Annotated in this window: 10 protein-coding genes; 1 reads left to right on the top strand and 9 read right to left on the bottom strand. The window is 54.5% G+C overall.

What is annotated here, in order from left to right; genetic code table 11:
- Positions 1 to 14: 14 nt before the first annotated feature.
- From J5067_RS09345 to J5067_RS09305, 9 genes are all read right to left on the bottom strand, one after another.
- Positions 15 to 1,076 (bottom strand): ABC transporter permease, encoded by a 1,062-nt coding sequence (locus tag J5067_RS09345; protein ID WP_264644904.1) that lies wholly within the window; start codon positions 1,074 to 1,076, stop codon positions 15 to 17.
- Positions 1,073 to 2,137, bottom strand: a complete 1,065-nt coding sequence (locus tag J5067_RS09340) for a microcin C ABC transporter permease YejB (RefSeq protein ID WP_264644905.1) — start codon at positions 2,135 to 2,137, stop codon at positions 1,073 to 1,075. The genes J5067_RS09345 and J5067_RS09340 overlap by 4 nt, the downstream gene beginning before the upstream one ends.
- Positions 2,137 to 4,020: an extracellular solute-binding protein gene (locus J5067_RS09335; RefSeq protein ID WP_264644906.1), complete on the bottom strand. Its 1,884-nt coding sequence runs from the start codon at positions 4,018 to 4,020 to the stop codon at positions 2,137 to 2,139. The genes J5067_RS09340 and J5067_RS09335 overlap by 1 nt, the downstream gene beginning before the upstream one ends.
- Positions 4,007 to 4,414 (bottom strand): biopolymer transporter ExbD, encoded by a 408-nt coding sequence (locus tag J5067_RS09330; protein ID WP_264628538.1) that lies wholly within the window; start codon positions 4,412 to 4,414, stop codon positions 4,007 to 4,009. Before J5067_RS09330 ends, J5067_RS09335 begins: the two co-directional genes overlap by 14 nt.
- Positions 4,414 to 5,256 (bottom strand): MotA/TolQ/ExbB proton channel family protein, encoded by an 843-nt coding sequence (locus J5067_RS09325; protein WP_264644907.1) that lies wholly within the window; start codon positions 5,254 to 5,256, stop codon positions 4,414 to 4,416. The genes J5067_RS09330 and J5067_RS09325 overlap by 1 nt, the downstream gene beginning before the upstream one ends.
- A gap of 35 nt (positions 5,257 to 5,291) precedes the next feature.
- A complete protein-coding gene (locus J5067_RS09320) occupies positions 5,292 to 6,041 on the bottom strand; it encodes an energy transducer TonB (RefSeq protein WP_264650963.1) in 750 nt (249 codons plus the stop codon).
- Between the two features lie 147 nt (positions 6,042 to 6,188).
- Positions 6,189 to 8,918: a TonB-dependent siderophore receptor gene (locus tag J5067_RS09315; protein ID WP_264650962.1), complete on the bottom strand. Its 2,730-nt coding sequence runs from the start codon at positions 8,916 to 8,918 to the stop codon at positions 6,189 to 6,191.
- Between the two features lie 572 nt (positions 8,919 to 9,490).
- On the bottom strand, positions 9,491 to 10,093 hold the full coding sequence (locus J5067_RS09310) for a peroxiredoxin C (RefSeq protein WP_264644910.1): 603 nt from the start codon (positions 10,091 to 10,093) through the stop codon (positions 9,491 to 9,493).
- A gap of 154 nt (positions 10,094 to 10,247) precedes the next feature.
- Positions 10,248 to 10,829: an ACP phosphodiesterase gene (locus tag J5067_RS09305; RefSeq protein ID WP_264650961.1), complete on the bottom strand. Its 582-nt coding sequence runs from the start codon at positions 10,827 to 10,829 to the stop codon at positions 10,248 to 10,250.
- A 140-nt stretch (positions 10,830 to 10,969) separates the two neighbouring features.
- Between J5067_RS09305 and queA the strand changes: the two genes are divergently transcribed.
- Entirely contained in the window at positions 10,970 to 12,058 is a 1,089-nt protein-coding gene (queA, locus tag J5067_RS09300) for a tRNA preQ1(34) S-adenosylmethionine ribosyltransferase-isomerase QueA (RefSeq protein ID WP_264650960.1), read from the top strand.
- Positions 12,059 to 12,135 lie beyond the last annotated feature (77 nt).

Below are 12,135 nucleotides of genomic sequence, written 5' to 3'. Positions count from 1 at the left end.
GTGGCGAGCGTGATTTACTGACGACGCTCATAACGGGGATCGAAGGCATCACGTAATCCTTCCCCGATAAATACCATCAGGGAGAGGAGCAACGTCAGTGAGAAAAACGCGGTGACCGCCAGCCAGGTGGCCTGCGGGTTGTTGCGTGCCTGATTGATCAACTCCCCCAGAGAGGCGGAGCCCGGTGGCAGCCCAAAACCGAGAAAATCCAGTGATGTCAGCGTGGTGATAGCCCCGGTAAAGGTGAAGGGTAGAAATGTCAGGGTCGAGATCATGGCGTTGGGCAATATATGACGCCACATCACCGTTCTGGCTGGCAGGCCCATCAGCGTAGCGGCCACCACGTAATCCTGATTGCGCGTGCGTAAGAATTCAGCGCGCACGATATCCACCAGGCTCAGCCAGGAAAACATCACCATCGTCAGAGTCAACCAGCCCAAACTGGGGGTGACCATGCTTGAAAGGATCATCAGCATAAACAGGGTGGGAAGCCCGGCCCATATCTCAATAAAACGCTGCCCATAGAGATCGACCCGTCCGCCCCAGTACCCTTGTATGCCACCGATCAGGGTGCCGAGCACAACGGCTCCGGTACTGACAATCATGGCGAACAGTAGCGAGATGCGAATACCGTAAATGACTCTGGCCAGCACATCGCGACCGGCGTCATCAGTGCCCAACCAGTGGCGACTCGAGGGCGGGGAAGGCACCGTCTGTGTATTGGCAATGTCGATCGTTTCCCATGTCCAGGGAACCGGGGCCCGAACCCAATACCCTTTACTCAATATCCAGTGTTGTACCTGGGGATCGCTGTAATTAGCCAGCGTAGGTAATGTGCCGCCAAAGGTGGTTTCCGGATAATCAAACAATAAGGGAAAGTAAAAGTTTCCATCGTATTTAAGCAACCAGGGTTTATCCGTGGCGATCGCATCGGCAAATAATCCGATGACAATTAATAGCAGCCATAAAACACAGGCAATAACCACTTTACGGTTAGAGAAAAAAAGTCGTGCGCGACGCTGTGTTAATGGAGAAAAACGTGTGGGTTGATAAATAGCCACGGTTTCATTTGTCATGATCTGCCCTCAAAATGAATACGGGGATCGATCCATGAATAAAGCAGGTCACTCATGATTTTTACCAGTAAATGGATCAGGGTGAATAAATACAGCGTGCCAAAAATAACCGGATAATCTCGCGTCAGAATCGCTTCATAACCCAGAAAGCCCATTCCCTCCAAAGAGAACATATATTCAATCAACAACGAGCCACTGATAAAAATAGCGGCAATGGACCCCGGTAAACCGGCCACTACAATCAGCATGGCATTGCGAAAAACATGGCCATACAACACTTGCCGGTTGTTGGCACCTTTAGCGCGTGCGGTCAGCACATATTGACGATGAATTTCATCCAGAAAGCTGTTTTTGGTCAGCAGCGTCAGTGCAGCAAAACTGCCCACCGTATTCGCCAGCACCGGCAGTGCAATATGATGAAAATAGTCGGCAATTCTACCCCAGGTGGACAGCGATTCGGCATTTCCCGACGTCAACCCGCGTAATGGGAACCAGTGGAAGTATTGTCCACCGGCAAAAAAAGTGATCAACAGTGAGGCGAACAGAAAACCGGGTACCGCATAACCGATAATAATGATGCTGGATGTCAGGCTATCGAAGCGCGAACCGTGCTTGACTGCCTTGGCAATGCCGAGTGGAATGGACACCAGATACATCAATAGCATGGTCCATAACCCGAGAGAGACCGTGACCGGAAGCCGCTCCTGAATCAAGGTTGCCACGCTGACACCACGAAAAAAACTGTCGCCGAAATCGAATTGAAGGTAATCGCCAACCATTTTGGCAAAGCGTTGCCACCAGGGTTTGTCAAAGCCAAACTGGTGGTTGAGCTGATTGATAAAAACCTGATCCAGCCCCTCACTGTGTGCGGTGTCGGATTGGGAGACCCCATCATTATTGCCACCGAAGAGACTGCGTTCGGCACCCAATGTGTTCATGCGCGCCAGCATTTGCTCCACCGGCCCGCCCGGTGCAGATTGAATGATGGCAAAATTGAGCAACAAGATGCCGAGCAGGGTGGGCACCATCAGCAACAAGCGGCGAACCAGATAGTGCATCATCAGCGTGTCTCTCCAGCACCCGGCGTGAGCCACCAGGATTCTATGTCAACACCGTAGCGGGGTTGGCGCTCCGGTCGGTTAAGCCGCCGTGACAGCGCCATGTTATAGCCCGCCGCGTGGTATAACGGCACCACATAGGCATTGAAACGCAACAGCCGATCCAACGCGCGGGTAGCCGCCAACAGTTCCTCCCGCGTCTCGGCTCTGATCAAGGCGTCAACCAGCGCATCAATCGCGGGGTTTTTGATGCCTGGCGTATTGTTACTTTCCGGCACATCGGCATAGTCACTGGTCCAGTAATAGCGTTGCTCATTGCCCGGACTGTTGGATTGACCAAAAACGTCATGGATCATATCGAAACGGTGTTGCTGAAGCCGGATTTGGTACTGGGCGGGATCGATAACGCTGATCCGGGCCTGAATACCGAGTCGGGCCAGATTCTGCACGTAGGGCAATGCAAGGCGCTGTAACCCACTGTCGGAGAGCAACAGTTCAAACGTGAAGGCGTTGCCACTGGCATCCACTAACCGTTGCTGTTTGATGTGGTAGCCCGCCTGTTGCAGCAGGCGGAATGCTTTATCCAAACGCTGGTAACGATGTAATGCCGCGTCATCGGGCAGCGCGGTATCAATTACCGCTGACGGAATTTTTGTGCCCAAGGTGCGTAGCAGCGCCAGTTCATTGCCCCGAGGGCTGCCCGTGGCTCCCATGTCCGAGTCCTCAAAAAAACTCTGTGTCCGCCGGTAAAGTTGGTAGAAAAACAGGCGGTTGACGGTATCGAAATCGAAAGCCAGCGCCAACGCTTCTCGAACCCGTTTATCCTGAAACATCGGATTGCGCAGGTTCATTACCCACGCTTGCATCGGGGCGGGAGATCCCCGCTTCACGGTGATTTTCTGAATATCGCCCCGTGCCACTGCCGGGCCGCGATAGTCGTTCATCCAGCGTGATGATGAGGTTTCCAGCCGGTAATCCACCTGACCCGCAAGAAATGCCTCCAGTGCGACGCTATCGTCACGGTAGTAGTCGTAGATGATGCGGTCAGGGTTGTAACGCCCCCGATTGACGGGCCGATCGCGGCCCCAATATTCCGGGTTACGCTGGTATTCAATCTGTGACCCCGGAGAGACTTTGGTGACACGATATGGGCCGGAGCCAATGGGAATATCCAGCGTTGGCCGGGTGAAGTCACGGCCACGCCAGATATGGGCAGGCAATATGGGGAATTGCCCCAGAATAAGCGGCAACTCGCGTGAGTTGTTCTCCGCCAGTGCGAAGCGCACCGTGTTGGGATGGGGGAGCGTGACGTCCAGTACATCAGCGTAGTAACCACGATACAAGGGTAACCCCTGCTGGCGTAACAGCTCGAAGCTGAATTTTACATCGGCTGCGGTCACCGGGACGCCATCGCTGAAGCGGGCGTCAGGATGAATATCAAACTCAATCCATCGGCGCGCCGGATCCAGCCGAATGCCGGAGGCGATCAGGCCATACTCGGTAAAGGGCTCATCCGCGCTATGCACCATCAGTGACTCATACACCAACCCGCTGCCCAATGCCTTCAACCCCGCGGCGGCGGTGCCGGTGATAATCATGGGGTTGGTGGAATCGAAACTGCCCTGTACGGAACGTACCAGCGTACCGCCTTTCGGCGCACGGGGATTGACGTAAGGAAAGTGATCAAAATCAGCGGGCAGCATTGGATTATCGTAAAGCGCCAGCCCGTGTACCGTTGGCACGGTTGCCTGTGCCAACGGTATCAGCGCCAACATCAAGGCGCCGCCGAGCGCACATCTCCCCACCGCCACCTTACGCTGGACATCGCCTGGGGTGGCCGTCAGGGTGCACTTCAGGCGCTGATAGAGTGACTTAACCATTCGCATCGGTAATGACCGCCAAACGAGTAATACCGGTTTTTTGAATCGCCGCCATCGCTTTGGCTACGTGCTCATACACCACCTGGCTGTCTGCCCGCAGTTGCACGGCGCGCTGTTCATCCTGTTGATGGGCGGCGCTAACCGCGAGGCTGATTTGCTCCAGGGGCATCTGCTGGCGATCGATATAGTAGTTGCCTTCCTTGTCAACGCTGACCACCAGTGGTTTTGGCTGATTCGGTGGCGCAACGCTGGCAGTGCTGGGCAGCTTGAGCGGGATGGCATTGGTTAGTAACGGGGCGGTGACGATAAACACCACCAACAGCACCAGCATGACATCCACCAGGGGCGTCACGTTCATTTCACTCAGTATTTCGTCGTCTTGATGATGAGATATCGCCATTAGATCCCGCTCCCATCATGCTGTAGCTCCGTGGAGAAGCCGGTTTCCTGCGCCAGACTGTAAAACTCTTCGGCGAAGGCTTCCATATCGCCGCTGGCGAGTTTGAAACGGCGGACAAAGTAGTTGTAAACCAGCACGGCGGGCACGGCGGCGGCGATACCGATACCGGTGGCGATGAGCGCGTGCCCAATCGGGCCAGCAACGCTGTCCAGCCCGGCTTCACCGGTAATGCCGATGCGCACCAGCGCTTCCATAATGCCCCACACGGTTCCGAACAACCCGATAAAAGGCGCGGTGCTGCCAATGCTGGCGACAATGGCTAATCCACTCTCCAATACCCGCCGTTCACGCAAAATTTGTTGACGCAGGCTGCGCTCCAATCGTTCGCCCCGGTTAATTTTGCGTGCGAGCTCGCGGCGATGCGTGGAGATATCGTTTCCGCTGATGACATCCAGACCCACCCGTGCGATGCGTGCGAGAGAACCCTGGCTCTGCCGCGCAACCTGACCGCCTTCCAACAGGTCAGGCGATTTCCAGAATTGATAGGAAAAATGCTTGTTTTGCCTGCGAAAACGAGAGAACTGTACCCCCTTGATCAACAGCGCGGCCCAGGTTACCACCGAGAAGAATATCAACACGCTAAGCACCGTGGGGACAACCAGCGAACTGAGCGGGCTGGAAAGCAATTCATTGCCAAACAGCGCCGTCTCGGGCTGAGAAGGCACGGCTGTCTCGGCCGTGGTCGGTGACGTCGACGGGGTGGGCGCCGCTAAAGAGGGGGACTGCGCTGTTGATTGGCTACTGTCGGAGGACACCAGTGCCGGGAGCGTTTTTTCGGTCATGATAACAATACCTTATGCTGACGCTGTTAATGGCTTCATTTGGGAAGCCTGAACGTAATGGTTTGAATCGCGTAACCCTTGATCGCGACATTGCCGCGTTTGGCCGGAATAAAGCGCCATTGCTGCACCGTCTGGACCGCGGCATTATCCAGCAGCGTTGACTGGCTGGACGCCGTGACCTGGACTTCCCCCGCTTTGCCATTTTCCAGGACCAGAATCCGCAGCGTCACGCTGCCCTCCTGGCGGCGGCGAAGTGCCAGCGTAGGATAATCCGGTGCCGGGTTTCCCAGGCTCTGCATGCCAGAAACGGCTGGCGTAACGCTTTCTCCCCCGCTGCTGCCTTGTGGGTTGCCTTTGGCCTGAGTGCTGCCCGTTGCGGTTTCTCCCGGTGTGGTGCTGGGGGCGCTGCTGTTATTGGTGCTGGCAGGCGCTGCCGTCTTGGTCACCGCACGGGGTATTGGCTTGGCTTTGACCACCGGCGTGGGTTTGGCAACGGGCGGTTTACTCACCACTTTCTGCTCGGGTTCCGGCGGAGTAACGGCGTCTTCATCGACATGAACACGCTCGGACTCCTCGGGCTCCATCGGGAGCGGTTCTGGCGCGGGTTGAGGGGTACTCTCCTGCGCCTGCGATGCGCTGGCGGTGTCAGTCAGATCCACCATGACGGATTGCTCGCCCCTGGCGGCAATCATGGGCGGGATTTCTGCCGAACGAATACCGGGCGGGTGCAGTAGCAGCCAGAGCAGCGTGCCGTGCAACAGCAGGGCGACTACCGATAGCGCCATCACCTCAGTGCGAGAGATAAATCTGTGTTGATTTTTTGCTTCCAGAAACATCACTGGCCTTCACCATTACCACAGGGCAAAAGAAGACATCAGCACAGCACCGCAGGGTTGCCGGGACGCTGCGCCAATGTCGTTTAGGAACTCAACTCATTGGAAGTGATAGCTGAAGTCCAGCCACCATTGACGTCCGTAAGGGTCGTAATTTCCTGTTGGATAATTAGGCCAACCGGCAGACTCATCTTTCTTCACTTTGTCGAGCACATTGTTGACGGTGAGGCCGACGCTGGATTGCGGTGTGGTTTTATAGCGAACGCTGGCGTTGACGACGGCCCACGGAGTGAGGCGGCCGGTCCCCGCGGCGTTGGCAACGCTACCGTACCGATTAACGAACACGGTTGAGGTAAAATCATTGATATTCCAGGTTAAACTGGCGTTGATTTTACTTCTCCAGTTCGCTGACTGGGTGTAATCGTTGCGCAGATCGAGAGTCGGTGCATCATCGGACTCTTTGTAGAAGTGAGAGAGCACCAGCGAATAGCCTATGCTTGAGCTGAAATCACCCCATTGGTTGGCATCCCAACGTGCATTCGCCTTGAAATCCAAACCGCTGGTGCGTTCGCTTGCCGCGTTGATAGCGTTGATGCGTACCCGCTGCAACTTGTTAGGATCCACCGCGCTGGTGGCGGGATTACGTATAATGCGCGACAGGACTTCCTGGCAATGACTGCCGGTATTGCCGGAGATGCGGCACTGATACTCTTCCTGCAACAGACGGTTGGCATCCACGGTAGTCAGCAGATCCTTGATCTGTACGCGCCAGAAATCCGCTGAGAAATCCAGGTTGCTGCTGGGGGACCACACCACACCATAGCTCCACGATCTACCGTGTTCTGATTCAAGATCGCTGGTGCCGCTTTGGGTGTAGTTCACCGCATTCGGATCGCACGCCCCTTCGATGCCTTGCGCACAGCCGTAGTAGTCTTTCTGTCCAGAGAAGTAACCGTTGCTGTCAGCCTGGTAGATATAGTTGAGGTCTGGGGCGCGGAAACTGGTGCTGTAGTTGCCGCGGAACAGCAAGCTTTTCACCGGACGCCACTCCAGCCCGGTATTGTAGGTAAAATCTTGCTCTGAGCGTCCGCTGAATTTGTATTGATCCCAGCGGCCTGCGGTTGATGCCAGCAGTGTATCGGTCAACGGAATGCTCAGTTCAGCACCGAGCGCGTAGCGGTCTCGATCGCCACCGGAAACCGACCCTGGGGTGGTGTTATAAAAGGTGCCGTCATTAAGACGTCGATCGGGGCGCACGGAATACGATTGCTTGCCGTATTCTGCAACGCTGGCGAACCCTACCGGACCGGCAGGTAAGTTAAACAGCTCACCGTTGGTGGTAAAGCTGTAGGTTTGCGACTCGGATTTACTTTTTTGCTTCAGCACGCCGCTGTATCGGGCCCACTCTTCGCGGGTGAGCGGCCTATCGAGGCGCGATGCATCCGGCGCATAGACGGGGTAGCCATCCTGTTCACCCAACTGTGGCCCCAGGTAGAAATCCTTAATTCCACTTAACGGGGTATAGCGCGTGCTGCGATCGCTGGTGTATTGCGAACGGGTGTAAGCGACTTCATAATTCCAGTCGCTGCTACCTATTTTATCCGCGAAACCCAGCGTGCCAGTCCAAGTGGTTTCGCGCCATTCGCTGTTATTACGCTCCCGTCCACCGATCTCCTCGGGAGAAAAAATACGCGCCCAACGTTCGATATTGCCGGTATTGGCATTGTAAAAATCGGGCGAGGTAAAGCTGGGGCCACGGGTATTGGTTTGTGTTTTGTCGAAACCAAATAACAGATTGGCAAACACTTTAGCGGTGTCGTTGAGGTGATAGGCTCCGCTCAGGTAGCCATCGTAGTTTTCTTTCTTCGACTGCACTGTCCAATAATTATTGTAGTATTGGTCAGTGGTGCAGCGCCCGTTTCTGTTCGTTACGTTGCCGCCAAACAGGCCGCCATATCCTTGACACCCAGGGCTGATATACGCGCCGGTTTCCAGATTACGTCGATATCCCACCGTAGAACCGTCGGGATAGCTGTTCATGAAATCACGCTGGCTTCCCCAGATAGGGTCGCGTTTAGTGGCTTCTAAACCGAAGAAACCATCAAAGCGATCCCAGGTTCCACCGCCGCTCAATTGTAATTGATAGTTATCGCCGCCGCCGCGTTCAGTGGTCCCTCCGCGTACATTAACATCGACACCCTGGGCTTTCTCTTTCAGGATAATATTGACCACGCCAGCGATGGCATCCGAGCCGTATATTGCCGAGGCTCCGCTGCTTAATATCTCAATGCGATCGATAATCACGCTGGGAATATTGGCGATGTTGGTAAAGTTCACCGAACCGCCATACGCATTGGGATAATCTGCCAGACGCCGCCCGTTGACCAGCACCAGCGTGTGGTTGGGGCCCAACCCACGTAAATTAAGCGCATTGGCAGCGGGCTGCCAGGTGTTGCCGTAGTCTTCCCCCTGCGTCATCCCGGTATTCTGGGTCTGTGTGGCGATAGCATCATAAACGTTGCGATAGCCGCGTGCCTTCATCTCTTCCCCGGTTATCACCGTAACCGGAGAGGGGCCTTCCGCTTGCGCTCTGGGTATGCGAGAGCCGGTAACCGTAATCTTGTTGAGGTTCTGATCCGGAATGGCGGTATCACGGGTCGCTGTATCGCTGACTGACGCCGCCGCAGGGGCGATAGGTTCTTCTTCTGCCGCCGCCGCCACCGGTTCTTCTGCGGCGTGCAGATAAAACGGTATTGGCGTCAGCAACGATATTGCCAGCGATAAATAGAGTTTATTGCGGATAATCCTTGTTGTTTTTTTTAATAACATTGCATTTAAGCCCGACATCCTCCCTCCTGATAAATTTGTCAGATATACCTAATGTGTGAGTGTTATTAGAGCGTCAGTATTCAAGGCAAAACACTGCCGAGCCGATTTTAAAAAATCAGCTGTCAGCGTTGAAAAGGCCCCATTAATTAAATAGGACAGTGTTAAGTTTTTATATTAAATACAACAACGTTTTGTTAACATAATTTCAATTTGTAAATATCCACTGAAAGTGTCGGGCATTGTGTCTTTGCTTCGTTAGCTAAGGAAGTAATTAAACTGAGTTAGTATTTCTGAATTCTGTATTTAGCGTTATTGAATTAAATAACGTGAATAATATTCATAGGCAATCAGTGAGAATGTTCTGGTCGCGTGAGCCAGGCGTGGATTTAATAAAATACGCTAAGGAAGGACATGGTTTTAAGTGAATTAGAGGAGTGATAATTTCTTGTTGGGATTATTACCTGATGTGACAGGTGATTTGCCAGCAATAAAAAAAGAACCCGATGCCACAGCACCGGGTTCTTCGGCAGAATCAAACCGCCAGTGCACAGGCGGTTAAGGAAAAATGGCCATTACAGCTTATCGGCGTTTTCCGTCAGGTATTTGGCAACGCCATCTGGCGATGCACCCATACCGGATTTGCCTTTTTCCCACTGCGCCGGGCACACTTCGCCGTGCTCTTCGTGGAATTGCAGGGCATCAACCATGCGCAGCATTTCGTCAACGTTACGGCCCAACGGCAGATCGTTAACGACCTGATGGCGAACGACGCCTTGTTTGTCGACCAGGAAAGAGCCGCGCAGTGCCACGCCCGCATCCGGGTGCTCAATGCCGTAGGCTTTCTGGATTTCACGCTTCACGTCGGCGACCATGGCGTATTGCACCGGGCCGATACCGCCGCTTTTCACCGGCGTGTTGCGCCAGGCGTTGTGAACGAATTCGGAGTCAAAAGAGACGCCAACCACTTCCACGCCACGATCTTGAAACTCTTTGTAGCGGTGGTCAAAGGCGATCAGTTCTGACGGGCAGACGAAGGTAAAGTCCATCGGCCAGAAGAAAATCACTGCCGCTTTACCGCTGATGTGTGTTTTCAGGTTGAAGTTTTCAACGATTTCGCCGTTGCCCAATACGGCAGCAGCGGTGAAGTCAGGGGCTTGACGCGTTACCAGGACCATAATAACTCCTGTAAAAGTGATTAAGGGGAAGAGAAACCAAAAACAACAAGCAGTATAGGGTTTCTTCTTCTGTGAATACAGACTAACAGACCGATTGATGAGATAGGTTTTGTCTATTGAATTGATTGGTGATGCCCAGCATAAATCGACAGATTTACAGTTGTTGCAAGCGAGCCTGTTCCATCATGCGTGGATAGAAGCACCAAAAATAGTCTTCAAAGGCGGTGTAGTGACGCTCGATATCCTCAAACGAGCCTGCCAATGCCGCCAACCGAGGACGCCGTATTGCCATGCGTTGCAGCACATCGGCAATAAAGGGTAACTCGGCGTAGCGCTCCAGCCAGCGTTCGCGCCACAAATAGTGATTCAGGTTTTGAAAGCGTTCCGGCGTCTCTGCCAGATGTGGCTCTATCTGGGCGCGAGCCGTATCAACAAACGCTTCCAGCGATTGCTGCGGACACACGCGCGTCCAGTGACGGGCAAGAAAATGGTCCCACAGCACATCCAGCGTGATGGGGGCCACGCGGCGGTAATCGGCGCTGAAATGGGCGGCCGCGGCTTTTACTTCAGTCTGACTATCGGTCAGCACATCGATGCGGCGGTGCAGGCGGATACCCGACACCACGTCATCGCTAAAGCCCTGCTGCGGGTTACCGCGCACAAAGTCTGCCATCAGGTTGCCGAGAAGCGAACTGTCGGCTAGCGTGGCTAAGTGAAGATGAGCAAGAAAATTCATTCTGCCAGTTTACATCAATTTCGTGCGCCGTTTGCTTATTTGTTGCAGCCGCGCGCTTACGGCTCTAGACTAGACCGCCGTTTTTTTACCTGTTCCTGTCGAACACTCTTTATATAAAAAGCACAACCAAGTGAATAGCCATGCGAGTCTCTGATTTTTCGTTTGAACTTCCCGAAACGCTTATTGCGCACTATCCGCAGGCGCAGCGCAGCGGTTGCCGATTGCTGTCGCTGGACGGTCCGACGGGAGCCCTGACCCATGGTGTTTTCACCGATCTGCTGGATAAGCTGGCACCGGGCGATCTGCTGGTGTTTAACAATACGCGGGTCATTCCGGCACGTCTGTTTGGCCAAAAGGCCAGCGGTGGCAAGATTGAGGTGCTGGTCGAGCGCGTACTGGATACGCGGCGCGTGCTGGCCCATGTCAAAGCGTCCAAGGCGCCCAAGCCGGGAACGGAACTGTTGCTGGGGGAAGATGGCAGCGTCAAGGCTGTGATGGCCCAGCGCCACGATGCGCTGTTTGAGCTGCACTTTGACGATACGCGCGATGTGCTGACGATATTAAACGACATCGGCCACATGCCGCTGCCGCCTTATATTGACCGACCGGATGAAGACGCCGATCGCGAACTGTACCAAACGGTGTACAGCCAGCGTCCCGGCGCGGTTGCCGCACCGACGGCGGGCCTGCATTTTGATGATCCGCTGCTGGCTGCGCTGCGTGAGAAAGGCGTTGAAATGGCGTTTGTCACCCTGCACGTCGGCGCAGGCACTTTTCAGCCGGTGCGGGTTGATACCCTCGAAGATCACATCATGCACGCGGAATATGCTGAAGTGCCGCAGGACGTGGTCGATGCCGTGCTGGCGTGTAAGGCGCGCGGTAATCGCGTGATCGCCGTTGGTACCACCTCGGTGCGTTCATTGGAAAGTGCAGCGCAGGCGGCGCAAGACGCGCTGATTGCCCCTTTCTTCGGTGATACCCGCATTTTTATCTATCCCGGCTATCATTATCGCGTGATCGACGCGCTGGTGACCAACTTCCATCTGCCGGAATCAACGCTGATCATGCTGGTGTCTGCGTTTGCAGGCTATCAGCACACCATGGCGGCTTACCGTGCGGCGGTGAGCGAGCAGTATCGCTTTTTCAGCTACGGGGACGCCATGTTTATCACGCGCAATCCTGCTGCCGAGGCGGAGCAGGTCGTCAGTGCAGTGGACGACGGCGCTTGAGTTTTTAAAAGCAAAAGTATAACCGCGTCGCAGAGTACGATCTGTTGGCGTGTTGACTGACTTACCAATGACAACAT

The organism is Candidatus Symbiopectobacterium sp. NZEC151 (assembly GCF_025962655.1).
Taxonomy (GTDB): Bacteria; Pseudomonadota; Gammaproteobacteria; order Enterobacterales; family Enterobacteriaceae; genus Symbiopectobacterium.
The sequence above is the reverse complement of the archived record's forward strand: the minus strand, read 5'-3'. Positions and strand labels throughout refer to the sequence as shown.